General features: G+C 71.3%; 11 protein-coding genes. 4 read left to right on the plus strand and 7 right to left on the minus strand.

Annotated features, from left to right (window positions below):
- Positions 1-34 precede the first annotated feature (34 nt).
- The 7 genes from QF034_RS09465 to uvrC form a co-directional block, all read right to left on the minus strand.
- On the minus strand, positions 35-1,246 hold the full coding sequence (locus QF034_RS09465) for a phosphoglycerate kinase (protein ID WP_307174507.1): 1,212 nt from the start codon (positions 1,244-1,246) through the stop codon (positions 35-37).
- Positions 1,247-1,388: 142 nt separating this feature from the next.
- On the minus strand, positions 1,389-2,396 hold the full coding sequence (gap, locus tag QF034_RS09470) for a type I glyceraldehyde-3-phosphate dehydrogenase (protein WP_086561720.1): 1,008 nt from the start codon (positions 2,394-2,396) through the stop codon (positions 1,389-1,391).
- A gap of 257 nt (positions 2,397-2,653) precedes the next feature.
- The gene (locus QF034_RS09475; RefSeq protein ID WP_307174509.1) at positions 2,654-5,605 is read right to left on the minus strand and encodes a M14 family metallopeptidase; all 2,952 of its coding nucleotides are present in this window, start codon (positions 5,603-5,605) and stop codon (positions 2,654-2,656) included.
- 150 nt (positions 5,606-5,755) lie between these two features.
- Complete coding sequence (gene whiA, locus QF034_RS09480) at positions 5,756-6,745, minus strand: DNA-binding protein WhiA (protein WP_150480207.1); 990 nt, start codon at positions 6,743-6,745, stop codon at positions 5,756-5,758.
- Entirely contained in the window at positions 6,736-7,815 is a 1,080-nt protein-coding gene (locus tag QF034_RS09485; RefSeq protein WP_307174510.1) for a gluconeogenesis factor YvcK family protein, read from the minus strand. Before QF034_RS09485 ends, whiA begins: the two co-directional genes overlap by 10 nt.
- On the minus strand, positions 7,812-8,771 hold the full coding sequence (gene rapZ, locus QF034_RS09490; RefSeq protein WP_307174511.1) for an RNase adapter RapZ: 960 nt from the start codon (positions 8,769-8,771) through the stop codon (positions 7,812-7,814). The genes QF034_RS09485 and rapZ overlap by 4 nt, the downstream gene beginning before the upstream one ends.
- Positions 8,768-10,843 carry an excinuclease ABC subunit UvrC gene (gene uvrC, locus QF034_RS09495; RefSeq protein WP_307174512.1) on the minus strand — a complete coding sequence of 692 codons (2,076 nt, stop codon included), beginning with the start codon at positions 10,841-10,843 and terminating at the stop codon, positions 8,768-8,770. Before uvrC ends, rapZ begins: the two co-directional genes overlap by 4 nt.
- A 251-nt stretch (positions 10,844-11,094) precedes the next feature.
- Here uvrC and QF034_RS09500 point away from each other — a divergent pair, with 251 nt between their 5' ends.
- From QF034_RS09500 to QF034_RS09515, 4 genes are all read left to right on the plus strand, one after another.
- A complete protein-coding gene (locus tag QF034_RS09500; RefSeq protein ID WP_167409582.1) occupies positions 11,095-11,256 on the plus strand; it encodes a hypothetical protein in 162 nt (53 codons plus the stop codon).
- A gap of 295 nt (positions 11,257-11,551) precedes the next feature.
- Complete coding sequence (locus QF034_RS09505) at positions 11,552-12,499, plus strand: hypothetical protein (protein ID WP_307174513.1); 948 nt, start codon at positions 11,552-11,554, stop codon at positions 12,497-12,499.
- A 183-nt stretch (positions 12,500-12,682) separates the two neighbouring features.
- Positions 12,683-13,765 (plus strand): LacI family DNA-binding transcriptional regulator, encoded by a 1,083-nt coding sequence (locus QF034_RS09510; protein WP_307174514.1) that lies wholly within the window; start codon positions 12,683-12,685, stop codon positions 13,763-13,765.
- A complete protein-coding gene (locus tag QF034_RS09515; protein WP_307174515.1) occupies positions 13,762-14,667 on the plus strand; it encodes a carbohydrate kinase family protein in 906 nt (301 codons plus the stop codon). Before QF034_RS09510 ends, QF034_RS09515 begins: the two co-directional genes overlap by 4 nt.
- Positions 14,668-14,683 lie beyond the last annotated feature (16 nt).

Genomic DNA, 14,683 nt, shown 5'->3' on the forward strand with positions numbered 1-14,683 from the left:
GTGCGCCCAGGAACATCAGATACAGCCATCTAGGTCAGTCCTCCAGTGCGGCGAGGCCGGGGAGCGTCTTGCCCTCGAGGTATTCGAGGGAGGCGCCGCCACCGGTCGAGATGTGGCCGAATGCCGTCTCGTCGAAGCCCAGGGTGCGCACGGCGGCGGCGGAGTCGCCGCCGCCGACCACGGTGAAGCCCTTGGATTCGACGAGGGCCTGGGCGACCGCCTTGGTGCCCTCGGCGTAGTCGGGGTGCTCGAAGACGCCCATGGGCCCGTTCCAGAAGACGGTGGCGGCGTCGGCGAGCTTGGACGCGTACAGCTTGCGGGTCTCGGGCCCGATGTCGAGGCCCATCTGGTCGGCCGGGATGGCGTCCGCGGCGACGGTCGTGGGGTGGGCGGGAGCCTTGGTCTTCAGGTCCGGGAACTCGGTCGCGCTCAGGGCGTCGACGGGCACAACCAGCTCGACGCCGGTCTTCTCGGCCCGCTCGAGGTACTCCTGGACGGCCGGGATCTGGTCCTCCTGGAGGAGGGAACTGCCGACCTCGTAGCCCTTGGCCTTGAGGAAGGTGTAGGCCATGCCGCCGCCGATGAGGATGCGGTCGGCCCTGCCGAGCAGCTGGTCGATGACAGCGAGCTTGTCGGAGACCTTGGCGCCGCCGAGGGCGACGACGTAGGGCCGCTGGAGATCGTCCGTCAGCTTCTTCAGGACGGCGACCTCCTTGGCGATGAGGTAGCCGGCGGCGTGCGGCAGCCGGGCCGGGAGGTCGTAGACGGAGGCATGCTTGCGGTGCACCGCTCCGAAGCCGTCACCGACGTAGAGGTCGGCGAGGGCGGCGAGCTGGTCGGCGAAGGCGCCGCGCTCGGCGTCGTCCTTGCTGGTCTCGCCGGCGTTGAAGCGCAGGTTCTCGACGACCGCGACCTGGCCGTCGGCGAGGGCGGCGACGGTGGCCCGGGCGGACTCGCCGACCGTGTCGGTGGCGAACCGTACGTCCGTGCCGAGCAGTTCGCCGAGGCGCGCGGCGGCCGGGGCGAGGGAGAAGGCCGGGTCCGGGGCGCCCTTGGGGCGGCCCAGGTGCGAGGCGACGACCACCCGGGCGCCCGCGTCGGCGAGGGCCTTGACCGTGGGCACGACGGCGCGGATCCGGCCGTCGTCGGTGATGGTGGTGCCGTCCAGCGGCACGTTCAGGTCGGCGCGGACGAAGACCCGCCGGCCGGCGGCCCCTTCGGAGAGGAGTTCGTCGATCGTCTTCATGAGGGGACTCCTGGAAGAGCTCGTGATCGCTCGAAAGCGCTCGTGATCGAACAGCTCTGATCTGTACGTGAGTCAGGGCTCGGACAGCGCATTCTCGCGCCGCCCGAGCCCTGCTCTCACATGGACGTGCCTGCTCTGTGGATCAGAGCTGGTTGCCGACGAAGACCGTCAGGTCGACGAGGCGGTTGGAGTAGCCCCACTCGTTGTCGTACCAGCCGATGACCTTCACGTTCTTGCCCTCCTGGACCATGGTCAGGGAGGAGTCGAAGGTGCAGGACGCCGGGGCGTTGACGATGTCGGACGAGACGATCGGGTCCTCGGTGTACTCGAGGATGCCCTTCAGCTCGCCCTCGGCCGCCTTCTGGAAGGCGGCGTTGACCTCTTCCTTGGTGACCTCGCGGCCGAGCTCGAGGACCAGGTCGGTGACCGAACCGGTCGGGACCGGGACGCGCATGGCCATGCCGTCCAGCTTGCCCTTGAGCTGCGGGAGGACCAGCGCGGTGGCCTTGGCGGCACCCGTGGTGGTCGGGATGATGTTCTCGGCGGCGGCACGGGCGCGGCGCAGGTCCTTGTGCGGGAAGTCCAGGATGCGCTGGTCGTTCGTGTACGCGTGCACCGTCGTCATCAGGCCCTTGACGATGCCGAAGTTCTCGTCGAGGACCTTGGCCATCGGCGCCACACAGTTGGTGGTGCAGGAGGCGTTGGAGATGACGTGGTGGTTCGCCGGGTCGTAGCTGTCCTGGTTGACGCCCATCACGATGGTGACGTCCTCGTCCTTGGCCGGAGCCGAGATGAGGACCTTCTTGGCGCCGCCGGCGATGTGCTTCTCGGCGTCGGCCTTCTTGGTGAAGATGCCGGTCGACTCGATGACGATGTCGACGCCCAGCTCGCCCCACGGGATGTCGGCGGGGTTGCGCTCGGCGAGGACCTTGATGGTCTTGTCGCCGACGGTGATGGTGTCCTCGGTGTGCGAGACCTCCTGCTTGAGGCGGCCGAGGATGGTGTCGTACTTCAGCAGGTGAGCGGTGGTCGCGGTGTCACCCAGGTCGTTGACAGCCACGATCTCGATGTCTGCACCCTGCTCCAGCAGCGCGCGGAAGTAGTTACGACCGATGCGGCCGAAGCCGTTGATGCCTACGCGGATCGTCACGAACCGATCTCCTCGTTGGTACGCCGGCCATGAAGAGCCGGCGAGCTCTGTTTGGGATGTCCCCGACCGCCTACGACCCTACCTCCCTGAGGCTGCGGTGGTGACATCCAGATGCCCCATACACGGCAGGGCGGTCCGTACCCGCCAGTAGGGGTACGGACCGCCCGTCACCGAGAGCGAGATCACTCGAATTCGCTACTTGGTGTGGTGCCTGTTGACGGAGAGTTCCCAGGTCTTGTGGGGTCACACGTCCGCGGTCACACGTCGAGGGAGGCGAGCGCCTTTCTCATCAGTGCCGCCCGGTCGGCCGCGGTGGCGACGTGCTCCAGGCCGAAGCCCAGCAGCACGGTGTCGTCCGTGGTGACCGCGCCGTAGGTCTGGAGCAGGGTCCCGGTGCGGGCCCAGTCCTTGAGGACGGCCGGGCTGCCCGCGGGCGGTCCGGCCGCCTTCCAGGCGCCGAGCGAGGTCTCGAAGCCCTCGGTCTCCTTCGCCGTGCCGCCGACGACGAGCGAGGCCTCGTCGGCGAGGACGCCGTGCCCGCCGGTGCCCGGGTCGGTGACGTAGCTGATCGAGACCTCGACCGACGTGCCCGCGTACGCGCTCAGGTCGAAGTCCACCCGCTGCCAGCCGCCGGAGGCGCCGGTGAGGCTGTTCCACGAGCCGGTGCTGCCGGTCGCGGTGCAGCCGTCGTCCGACTGGGTCAGGTAGTGCTTGAGCCAGGGGTGCTCACGGACGTAGAAGCCGCCCCCGCACTCGGCCGGAACGGCGGCCTTGGTGGCGCCGCCCGCCTCGGGCAGGGTCGTCCAGTCGTCGGCGCCCGTGGTGTGGGCCTCGACCAGGACGTTGTCGTAGCCGGGCTCGGTGTCCCACATCAGCTGGGTGCGCAGGGTGGGCTTGTCGGCCGCGGCGACGCCGGTGAGGTCCACGGTGCGGGTGAGGCGCTTGTAGGCGTCGTCGGTGTGGACGGCGGCGGCCATCGAGGAGCCCGCGTACGGGCCGTACGGGTTGACCGCGCCGGCGAACTGTCCGGCGCCCTTGCTCGCGAACTTCGGGAATGTGCCGGCGGGCAGCTCGTCGGAGGTGACGCTGTAGCGGCCCGCCGCGTCCAGGGGGTTGCCGGGCGCGGCGGCGAGCGGGCCCGTGAAGCCGCCCAGCTCGCCGGAGCCGGTGAATCCGGTGGCTCCGGCGGCCGAGGTACGGCTGTAGGCGCCCAGGTAGTACTGGCTGAAGTCGTCCGACAGGGCGCCGCCGAGGTCGACGCTGCCGCCGGCCTGCTCGCCGGCCTCGATCAGCCGGCCGCCCTCGTTGAGGAAGGCGCGCAGCTGGACCTGGGTGGCGTTGCCGGGGACGCCGGCGCCCGTGTAGTGGACGACGGTGTCGAAGTGGCTCAGCACGCCCAGCGCGTCCGGCGCGCCCCGCCCGGCGACGTCCCAGACGAGCGCCTTGCGGCCGTTGGCCTTGAGGGCGGCCACGTACTTCTGTGCCTGCGTGGCGGCCGCGCCCTCCTCGGCGACGACGAGGGTGTCCGCCTTGGGCCGCTCGGCGACGGTGTAGGTGAAGCGCTCGCTGGAGACCTTCTTGCCCTTCCTGGTCTCCCCGGTGAACCACACCACGACCTTGTCGCCGGGGTCGCCGTCCCTGACCTTCGCCCGGTACGCGTCGAAGTAGAGGTTGTCCTCACCGCCGTAGGTCTCGCCGCCCTTCCAGGGCTTGAGCCTCATGTCCTCGGTGCGGCCGCCGTTGACGCGGTACTTCAGTTCCTTGTCGCGCAGCGACTTGCGCGCGACGACGGAGACCTCCTGGTCGGCGCCGCGGGAGTACGACACCGGGAACGCGGCCGGGGTGAAGTCGGCGGCGCTCAGTCCGACCGACGAGGAGGGCCGGTCGGGGTGGGCGGCGGACTCGGCGACGGAGAGCGCGAACGGGACGTTCTTGGCGAACTCCTGCCGGATCAGCTTCTCGTCGTCCGGGAAGGTGAAGACCGACCGGCAGTCGGACGCCTTCCACTCGTCGTCCGGGTCGGCATTGGCGGCGGACTGGCAGGTCGACATCTCGGGGGTGAACATCGCCATGCCGTTGACGTTCGCCGCGTGGCCGTCGGCCTCGCCGTTGGTGGTGTACAGCTCGGAGGAGAGCTGCGGGTGGTAGCCGGGGATCGCGGAGTTCTCGGGCGTACCGGCGAGTGCCTTGTAGAGGACGTCGTCCGGGGTGGGCGTGGCCACCTGCCAGCCGACTCCGTAGAGCAGCAGTTCGGCGGCGGAGTGGTAGTTGATGCCGTACGTGAAGCCGATCCGCCTCTCGAAGGCGTCCAGGGCCTTGGTCTCCGGCTCGGAGCCCGGTCCGACGCCGCGGTAGGTCTCGCCGGCGGGGTTGGGGGACGAGCCCTCGTTGTCGTAGCCCCACTTGTAGGCGAAGTTGCGGTTGAGGTCGACGCCGTCGCCGGTGCCGATCACGCCGTCGCCGTTGACGTCCCGCAGGTTCTTGCGCCACAGGCGGTTGTCGTCACTGGCGTGGGTGTGGTCGTAGCCGTCGGGGTTGGCCGAGAGGACGAACCACAGTTCGGTGGAGTCGACGATCTTCTTGACGCGCCGGTCCTTGTGGTAGTTGTCCAGGTAGTGGTGCATCAGGCGCCGGGTCATCTCCGGCGTGATCCACTCGCGCGCGTGCTGGTTGGACAGGTAGAGGACCGAGGGCTTGGAGCCGTCCTTCGTCTTCTTGGCGCCCTTGGTGAGCTTGAGCGCGAGGATGTCCTGGCCCCGGACCGTCTTGCCGATGGAGACGACCTTGGTGAGGCCGGGGTTCTCCTGCGCGGTCCTGAGGATCTCCTCCTTGAGGCCGCCCTTGCCGCTGTACGGGCGGAACACGCCCTCGGCGGCGTTCTCGACGCGGGCTTCCGCACGGGTGGACAGGTCGTGCTCGATGAGGTCGACGCCCTGCTTCGCCAGCTTCTTCGCCTGCTGGTCGGTGAGGTAGACCTCGACGGTGCCTGTGCCCTTGTCGGGCACCTGCTCGCCGAGTTCGTGGCCGTCCTGGCCGACCGCGAGCAGCAGGGGTACCTGCTTGCGGGTGACCTCGGCACGGAAGACCTTGACTTCGTCCGGGTCGGACGGGGGTGAACTGTCCGGTTGTGCCTGGGCGATGGGTGCGATGCTCGCTCCGCCGATCAGGAGCGCGCCGACAGCGAGGATCGATCTCGCTCTTCGTCTCATGAACCCCCCTAGCGTGGGTTCGCCACAGCAGCGAACAGATGCCAGGCTCATGACAGTCCATGATCGAGTCAAGAGTGCCGAACGACACGTGAAAGCCGGTGCCGACCACCCAAGTGGCGGTCGGCACCGGCTTCTTGACGGTCTGTTGGATCAGCCCACGAGATTGTCGGCGAGCTCCTCGGAGAGGTTGGCGTCGGTGCCCGGGATGCCCAGGTCGGAGGCGCGCTTGTCGGCCATGGCCAGCAGGCGGCGGATCCGGCCGGCGACGGCGTCCTTGGTCAGCGGCGGGTCGGCGAGCGCGCCCAGCTCCTCCAGGGAGGCCTGCTTGTGCTCCATGCGCAGCCGGCCGGCCGCGGCGAGGTGCTCGGGGACGTCCTCGCCGAGGATCTCCAGCGCGCGCTGCACACGGGCACCGGCGGCGACGGCCGCGCGGGCCGAGCGGCGCAGGTTGGCGTCGTCGAAGTTGGCCAGCCGGTTCGCCGTGGCGCGCACCTCGCGGCGCATCCGGCGCTCCTCCCAGGCCAGCACCGACTCGTGGGCACCGAGGCGGGTGAGCAGGGCGCCGATCGCGTCGCCGTCGCGGACGACGACCCGGTCCACGCCGCGCACCTCGCGGGCCTTGGCGGCGATCGACAGGCGGCGGGCGGCGCCGACCAGGGCGAGCGCGGCCTCGGGTCCCGGGCAGGTCACCTCCAGGGAGGAGGAGCGGCCGGGCTCGGTGAGCGAGCCGTGCGCCAGGAAGGCGCCCCGCCAGGCGGCCTCGGCGTCGCAGGTGGCCCCCGAGACCACCTGCGGGGGCAGGCCGCGGATCGGGCGGCCCCGCCCGTCGACCAGGCCGGTCTGGCGGGCCAGCTGGTCACCGCCCGCGACGACGCGCACCACGTAGCGCGAGCCGCGGCGCAGTCCGCCCGGTGCCATCACGATCAGCTCCGAGCTGTGGCCGAAGATCTCCAGGATGTCCCGCTTGAGGCGGCGGGCCGCCATCGCCGTGTCCAGCTCCGCCTCGATCACGATCCGACCGCTCACCAGGTGAAGGCCGCCGGCGAACCGCAGAATGGCGGAGACCTCCGCCTTTCTGCAGCAGGTCCGGGTGACGGGGAGCCGGGAGATCTCGTCCTTCACCGCTGCCGTCATCGCCATGGGCCGATCCTTCCATGCATCCGAAAAATACGGTCGTACGCGGCGGCCAACAGCTCCGGGTCATGCCTCGGGGTCCCGTCGGGCCGGGCCACCGGCGCCAGCTCGACCGCGGCCCCGAACCGCTTGGCGGCATCGGTCAGGGAGTCGCGGTCGGGCACGGCGGCCTCGTCGGCCAGCACCACGTCCAGGGCGAGTTTAGGGGCGTGTCGTCCCAAAACCTCCAAATGACGCTGCGGAGAGAAGCCCTCGGTTTCTCCGGGCTGCGGGGCGAGGTTCAGGGAGAGTACCCGGCGGGCCTTGGTCTGCGTGAGCGCGTCCAGCAGCTCGGGCACGAGCAGGTGCGGGATGACCGAGGAGAACCAGGAGCCGGGGCCGAGCACCACCCAGTCCGCGTCCAGGACGGCCTGGACCGCCTCGGGCACGGCCGGCGGGTCGTGCGGCACGACCTGCACGGACTGCACCTCGCCCGGGGTGAGGGCGACGGTGGCCTGGCCGCGGACCGTGTCCACCTCGTCCGGGCGGGCCGGGTCGTGGCCCTTGACCAGGGCCTGGAGCTCCAGCGGGACGGCGGACATGGGCAGCACGCGGCCCTGTGCGCCGAGCAGCCGTCCGACCAGGTCGAGGGCCTGGACATGGTCGCCGAGCTGCTCCCACAGGGCGACGATCAGCAGGTTGCCGACCGCGTGCTCGTGCAGGTCGCCCTTGGACTGGAAGCGGTGCTGGATGACGCGCGCCCAGGTCTGGCCCCAGTCGTCGTCACCGCACAGTGCGGCCAGTGCCTTGCGCAGGTCGCCGGGCGGCAGCACGCCCAGCTCGTCGCGCAGCCGGCCGCTGGAGCCGCCGTCGTCGGCCACGGTGACGACGGCGGTGAGGTCGCCGGTGATCCGGCGCAGCGCGGCCAGCGAGGCGGACAGGCCCATGCCGCCGCCGAGGGCGACGACCTTGGGCTGGGTGCCCCGGCGGCGGGGTCTGCCGCCCCGGGCCTCGGCGGGCCGGCTGCCCCTTCCGTCGGTGCTGCCGTCGGGCACCACCCGGCGCAGCCGGCTCAGCCGCGGAGTACGTCGTGTCATTCGCGTCCCATGTCCCGGTGTACGACCACCGTCTCCACGCCCTCGGCGGCGAGCCGGGCGGCGAGCTTCTCCGACATGGCGACCGAGCGGTGCTTGCCGCCTGTGCAGCCCACGGCGATGGTCACGTAGCGCTTGCCCTCACGGCGGTAGCCGGTGGCGACGAGCTGCAGGAGCTCCGTGTACCGGTCGAGGAACTCCTTGGCGCCCGGCTGGTTGAAGACGTAACCCGACACCTCCTCGTTGAGGCCCGTGTACGGGCGCAGCTCCGGGACCCAGTGCGGGTTCGGCAGGAAGCGGCAGTCGACGACCAGGTCGGCGTCGACCGGCAGCCCGTACTTGTAGCCGAAGGACATGACCGTGGCCCGCAGCTCCGGCTCCTCCTCGCCGGCGAACTGGGCGTCCATCTTGGCGCGCAGCTCGTGCACGTTGAGGCTGGAGGTGTCGATCACCAGGTCGGCGTCGCCGCGCAGCTCGCGCAGCAGCTCGCGCTCGGCGGCGATGCCGTCGACGATCCGGCCGTCGCCCTGGAGGGGGTGCGGGCGGCGCACCGACTCGAAGCGGCGCACCAGGGCATCGTCGGACGACTCCAGGAAGACGATCCTCCGGGTGACGTTCTTCGCCTCCAGGTCGGCGAGGGACTCGCGGAGGTTGTCGAAGAAGCGGCGGCCGCGGACGTCGACGACGACGGCGATCCGGGCCACGTTGCCCTGGGAGCGGGCGCCGAGCTCCACCATGGTGGGGATCAGCGCGGGCGGCAGGTTGTCGACGACGAACCAGCCGAGGTCCTCCAGGCACTTCGCGGCCGTGGAACGGCCGGCCCCGGACATGCCGGAGATGATCACCAGCTCGGGGATGGCCACGTCCGGGACTGCGGCCTTGTCGTTGGGCGTGCCCGTACTCACCTGTGCTCCGTCTCCGGCTTGCTTTTCTTGCCCGTCGTGCTCGTTCACATTCATGTCTCCTGCCCCCGTCGTTCGTCCGGGGCGCCCGTCCGTGCGGGCTCCCCGCTGGGACCCATGGTGTCGGGTTCCTCCTCCATGATCTCTCCAGTCGCCATGTTGACGGCGGGTGCGGCCGGGGCCGCCTGGGCGAGGGCCACCGCGATGGTCTCGGCGGTCTTGCGGCCTATGCCGGGAACCTCGCAGATCTGGTCGATGGTGGCGGATCGCAGTTTCTTCAACGAGCCGAAGTGCTTCAGGAGTGCCTGCTTGCGCGTGTCCCCGAGGCCGGGGACGTCGTCCAGGGGGCTGGACCGGAAGCGCTTGGACCGCTTGGTGCGCTGGTAGCTGATCGCGAAGCGGTGGGCCTCGTCACGGATCCGCTGGAGCAGGTACAGGCCCTCGCTGGTGCGGGGCAGGACCACCGGGTCGTCGTCGCCGGGCAGCCAGACCTCCTCCAGGCGCTTGGCGAGGCCGCACACGGCGATGTCGTCGATCCCGAGGTCGTCCAGGGCCCGCTGGGCGGCCGCGACCTGGGGGGCGCCGCCGTCGACGACGACGAGCTGGGGCGGGTAGGCGAACTTCTTGGGGCGGCCGTCGTCCTCGGTGAGGGTGCTGGTGCTGGTGCTGGTGAGCTGGCCGTTTTCGGCGTTCTCGGCGTCCTCGCCGTCCGCCCACTCGCCCGTCTTCTCCTTCTCGGCGAGGTAGCGGCGGAAGCGCCGGGTGATCACCTCGTGCATGGAGCGGACGTCGTCCTGTCCGGCGAAGCCCTTGATCTGGAAGCGCCGGTACTCGCTCTTGCGGGCCAGACCGTCCTCGAAGACGACCATGGAGGCCACCACGTCGTCGCCCTGGAGGTGGGAGATGTCGTAACACTCGATCCGCAGCGGGGCGCTGTCCAGGTCGAGGGCGTCGGAGATCTCCTCCAGGGCGCGCGAGCGCGTGGTCAGGTCGGAGGCGCGCTTGGTCTTGTGCAGGACGAGCGCCTGCTGGGCGTTGCGCTGCACCGTCTCCATGAGGGCCTTCTTGTCGCCGCGCTGCGGGATGCGCAGGGAGACGCCCGAGCCGCGCCGCCCGGCGAGCCACTCCTGGACGGGCTCCACGGGGTCGGGCAGGGCGGGGACGAGGACCTCCTTGGGGACCGCGTCGCCCGTCTCCTCGCCGTACAGCTGCTGCAGGGCGTGCTCCACGAGGGCGCCGGTGGTGATCTCCTCCACCTTGTCCGTGACCCAGCCGCGCTGGCCGCGCACGCGTCCGCCGCGCACGTGGAAGATCTGGACGGCCGCCTCCAGCTCGTCCTCGGCGACCGCGATCAGGTCGGCGTCGGTCGCGTCGGCGAGCACGACCGCGTTCTTCTCCATGGCCTTCTTCAGGGCCTCGATGTCGTCGCGCAGCCGGGCCGCCCGCTCGTACTCCATCTCCTCGGCCGCCTCGCCCATCTGCTTCTCCAGGCGGCGGATGTACGTGGCCGTGCGGCCGGTCATGAAGTCGCAGAACTCGTCGGCCAGTTCGCGGTGCTCCTCGGCGGAGACCCGGTCCACGCAGGGGGCGGAGCACTTGCCGATGTAGCCGAGGAGACAGGGGCGGCCCGTCCGGGCGGCGTTCTTGAAGACGCCGGCCGAGCAGGTGCGCACGGGGAAGACGCGCAGCAGCAGGTCGACCGTGTCACGGATCGCCCACGCGTGCGCGTACGGCCCGAAGTAGCGGACGCCCTTCTTCTTGTGACCGCGCATCACCTGCACGCGCGGGTACTCCTCGTTCATCGTCACCGCGAGGTAGGGGTAGCTCTTGTCGTCGCGGTACTTGACGTTGAACCGGGGGTCGTACTCCTTGATCCACGAGTACTCCAGCTGGAGCGCCTCGACCTCCGTGGACACCACCGTCCACTCCACGGACGCGGCCGTGGTAACCATGGAGCGGGTGCGCGGGTGCAGGCCCGCCAGGTCCTGGAAGTAGTTCGCCAGGCGCTGGCGCAGGCTCTTCGCCTTTCCTACGTAGATCACCCGGCGGTGCTCGTCACGGAACCTGTAGACCCCCGGCGAGTCGGGGATCTCACCCGGTTTGGGGCGGTAGCTGGAGGGGTCGGCCATGTCTCACACCCTACTGGCGAGCACCGACAGTCCGACGGGACGGCGGGACACGGTCACGGCCTCGGCGAGGGGCAGTTTCCAACGGCATGCCCCGCCCGGGGTTACGGCACGCCGGGAGCGGGAATGCAGGCTTCCCACGGGGACACGGCGACGTCCGGCGGACGGAGGCCGTGCCGGTGCAGGCGGGTTGTCGGTGTGGACCGGCCGTTTCGGTGCGAAGCGGGCGGGCCACGGGTCGGAGGGCTGCGCAGATGAAGCGGATGCGGATCGAGAAGACCCGGCGGGCCGTCCGTGCCCGTCGGTACGCGGACGAACGGTTCGCCCTGCACGACGCCCTCGACCCGCGCGACCCCGACATAGTGCGGGCCAAGCGGCTGGCCGTCGAGGAACGGGGCGGGAGCGACCGCTCGTAGACGGACGCCGCAGACGCCGGCCTCGGCGGAGGCCGGTGACGCCGTCAGCAGAGACCGCCCGGGGCGCCAAGCGCCCCGGGCGGTCTCATGTGGGGACCGGCCTGGCCGGGAGTACGTCACTGTCCGGCATCAGGTGTTGTCGGGACCAGGTCAACACGCTTCAATGCGGAGGAACTCGGGACCCCTGAACGACGGCCTACGGATGTGAAGACCTCCCCTGCGCCGGCGGGACGGCCCCGGGCGGCCCGTGCGAACGGTCTGACCAGCCGTCGCCGACACACAGAGAGGCCCCTGCATGCCGCACGCCCCACAGCACGCGGACGTCGCCACCGCGGAACTGGACTCGGTTCTGCGCGGCGGCCCCTTCCACGTCGCCCTGCGTGCCGCGATCGCCGCCCGCGGGCTGCCGCTGCAGCGCGTGCAGCACCATCTGTCCCGCCACGGGGTGAAGGTCGGCGTCACCAGCCTGAGTTACTGGCAGCAGGGGGCCAGGCGCCCGCAGCGCCCCGAGTCGCTGCGGGCCGTGCGCGCGCTGGAGGAGATCCTGGAGCTTCCCGAGGAGTCGCTGATCCGGCTGCTCGCCGAGCCCGGCGAAGGCCCGTCCGGGCAGCGGTCAGCGGCCCGCTCCTACCGCTCCCTCGTCGAGGCCTCCGGGGTCCTGGACCAGCTGCTGGCCGAGCTGGACTGCCCGCCGGACGGCGGTCTGCACACCCTCGGGCACCACGAGCGGCTGCGGATCGGGGCGCGGCGCGAGCTGGCCGAGCGGGAGTCGCACCACATCGTGCGCGCCCACCGGGACGGCGTCGACCGATTCGTGGCCGTCCACCACGGCGACCGGGGAGCCGCACCGGAGCGTATGCGGGTGCACGCGCTGGAGAACTGCCGTACGGGACGCGTCCGTTGGCACCGCGACACGGGCGTGCTCGCGGCCGAGCTGCTCTTCGACACCCGGCTGCGGGCCGGCGACACGTTCCTGTTCCGCTACGGCGTCGAGGACGGCACGGCGGGCGTGTCGCACGAGTACCTCCGCGGCTTCGACTCCCCCGGCGGCCAGTACGCGCTCCAGGTGTGCTTCGACGCGGCGGCCCTCCCGGTGCGCTGCCACCGTTTCGCGCAGCACTCGACGGCGGCCCCGCGCACCGGCTGCCAGGAGCTGGCACTGAGCGGACGGCACCGGTCGGTGCACCTGGTCGAGCCACGGGTGCGGACGGGGTTTCTGGGGATCGGCTGGGACTGGGAGTAGCCGCCCCGAGGGCGGCTGCGGTTCGCCGCCCTCTCTCTTCTGCCCTCTGCCCTGTGTCTCCGCCCTCTGCCCAGGCCTCTGCCCCGTGGCGTTGGGGTCGACGTAAACGCTTGCGTAAGCGTTTACGTCTGCCTCTGAATGCGATACGTTCCCGCCGGGACCTGACAGAGGAGGCGGAGCGGTATGGCGACCATGGCCGACGTGGCGCGGAGCGCCGGGGTCTCCGTGGCGACCGTCTCGCACGTCCTGAACGGCACCCGGCCGGTGCTGCCGCACACCCGCCAGGCGGTCCTGGACGCCGTGGAGGAGCTCGGCTACACCACGAACACGCTGGCCCGGTCCCTGGTGACGGCCCGTACCCGGTCCATCGGGCTGGCCGTGTCGGCGATCAGCAACCCGTACTTCACGGAGATCCTCCAGGGCGTCGAAGCCGCCGCCCTGGAGCACGGCTACAGTCTCCTGATCGCCGATCCGCACGACGACCCGGAGCACGAGCGCAAGGTCGTCCAGCTGCTGCACGAGCGCCGGGTGGACGGCATGATCGTCGCGCCCTCCGCTCATCCGCGCGGGCTGCTCGCCTACCTGGGGCGGCACGACGTACCGGCCGTGTTCCTGGACCGGCTGGTGGACGCCCCGGGCGGCGGACCGCGTTTCGACCAGGTCTGCTCCGACAACGCCGAACCGACGTCCCGGCTGGTCACCCACCTCGCCGGTCTCGGTCACCGGCGGATCGGGCTGGTGGCGGGACGGCCGGGCCTCAGCACCACGAGCGAACGGATCACCGGCTACCGGACCGGCCTCGCGTTCGGGGGACTTCCCTACGACGAACGGCTGCTGGTGCACGGCGACTCGGAGTCGGCCGGTGCCGAACAGGCCACCGCCGCCCTGCTGTCCCTCGCCGTGCCGCCCACGGCGCTGGTCACGGGCAACAACGCCATGACCATCGGGGCGCTGCGTGCCCTGCGCGCGCACGGCCTCTCCGTGCCCGGCGACATCGCGCTGTGCTGCTTCGACGACTTCGCCTGGGCGGAGCTGTTCTCGCCCCGGCTGACCGCGATCGCGCAGCCCAGCAGGGACATCGGCGCGCAGGCCGTACGCGTGCTCCTGGAGCGTCTCGCCGAGCCGGACCGGCCCGCCCGGACCGTGCGGCTCCCCTGCACCTTCGTCCACCGCACGTCGTGCGGCTGCCCCGAGGAGCCGGGGCAGTCCGTGCGGTGCGAGCAGCCCGAGCAGTCCGCGCAGTCCGAGAGAGGAACCGTCGCATGATCGTCGTCGCCGGTGAGGCACTGATCGACCTGGTCCCGCGGGGCACGGGTGCCCTGGCGGCACTCCAGCCGGCGCTCGGCGGCGGCCCGTACAACACGGCGGTCGCGCTGGGCCGCCTCGGCTCGCCCGCCGCCTTCTGCTCCCGGGTGTCGTACGACGCCTTCGGTCAGGCCCTGCTGGACCGGCTGCGGGAGACCGGGGTGGACGTGTCGTCGGTGCAGCGGGGCGCCGAGCCCACGACGCTCGCCGTCGCCACGGTCGGCGCGGACGGCTCGGCGGCGTACTCCTTCTACGTCGACGGCACGGCGGACCGGCTGTTCACGGCGCCCTCCGCGCTGCCGCCCGGCACCCGGGCCGTCTCCTTCGGGACCTGCTCGCTGGTGCTGGAGCCGGGGGCGAGCGCCTACGAGGAGCTGATGCGTGCGGCGGCCGCGCAGGGCGTGTTCACCGCGCTGGACCCGAACATCAGGGCCGGGCTGATCCCCGACGCGGACGCCTACCGGGCGCGGTTCAAGAGCTGGCTGCCGTCGGTGTCGCTGCTGAAGCTGTCCGAGGAGGACGCCCGGTGGCTCGGCGGTACGCCCGAGGAGTGGCTGGCGGCCGGTCCGGCAGCGGTCGTGATCACCCGGGGCGGTGACGGGCTGACCGCCTTCACCGCCGACGGCGAGTACGCGGTGCCGGGTGAGCGGGTGGAGGTCGTGGACACGATCGGCGCGGGCGACACGGTGAACGCGGCGCTGCTGCACGGGCTCGCGGCACGCGACGCGCTCAGCGCGCAGGCGCTGGCCGCGCTGGGGCACGACGGCTGGACGGGGCTGCTGGGCTTCGCGGCCCGTGCGGCGGCGATCACCTGCTCCCGGGCCGGGGCGGAACCGCCGTACGCGCACGAGCTGGAGGGCTGACACCTCCCGCGAACCA

The sequence above is a fragment of the Streptomyces africanus genome (assembly GCF_030816955.1).
In the GTDB taxonomy this organism is placed as follows: domain Bacteria; phylum Actinomycetota; class Actinomycetes; order Streptomycetales; family Streptomycetaceae; genus Streptomyces; species Streptomyces africanus.

What these genes read in the sequence shown, in the direction of transcription:
- QF034_RS09465 (WP_307174507.1), bottom strand. Translation starts at nt 1,246, where the DNA reads ATGAAGACGATCGACGAACTCCTCTCCGAAGGGGCCGCCGGCCGGCGG.
- QF034_RS09475 (WP_307174509.1), bottom strand. Translation starts at nt 5,605, where the DNA reads ATGAGACGAAGAGCGAGATCGATCCTCGCTGTCGGCGCGCTCCTGATC.
- whiA (WP_150480207.1), bottom strand. Translation starts at nt 6,745, where the DNA reads ATGGCGATGACGGCAGCGGTGAAGGACGAGATCTCCCGGCTCCCCGTC.
- QF034_RS09485 (WP_307174510.1), bottom strand. Translation starts at nt 7,815, where the DNA reads ATGACACGACGTACTCCGCGGCTGAGCCGGCTGCGCCGGGTGGTGCCC.
- rapZ (WP_307174511.1), bottom strand. Translation starts at nt 8,771, where the DNA reads ATGAATGTGAACGAGCACGACGGGCAAGAAAAGCAAGCCGGAGACGGA.
- uvrC (WP_307174512.1), bottom strand. Translation starts at nt 10,843, where the DNA reads ATGGCCGACCCCTCCAGCTACCGCCCCAAACCGGGTGAGATCCCCGAC.
- QF034_RS09500 (WP_167409582.1), top strand. Translation starts at nt 11,095, where the DNA reads ATGAAGCGGATGCGGATCGAGAAGACCCGGCGGGCCGTCCGTGCCCGT.
- QF034_RS09505 (WP_307174513.1), top strand. Translation starts at nt 11,552, where the DNA reads ATGCCGCACGCCCCACAGCACGCGGACGTCGCCACCGCGGAACTGGAC.
- QF034_RS09510 (WP_307174514.1), top strand. Translation starts at nt 12,683, where the DNA reads ATGGCGACCATGGCCGACGTGGCGCGGAGCGCCGGGGTCTCCGTGGCG.
- QF034_RS09515 (WP_307174515.1), top strand. Translation starts at nt 13,762, where the DNA reads ATGATCGTCGTCGCCGGTGAGGCACTGATCGACCTGGTCCCGCGGGGC.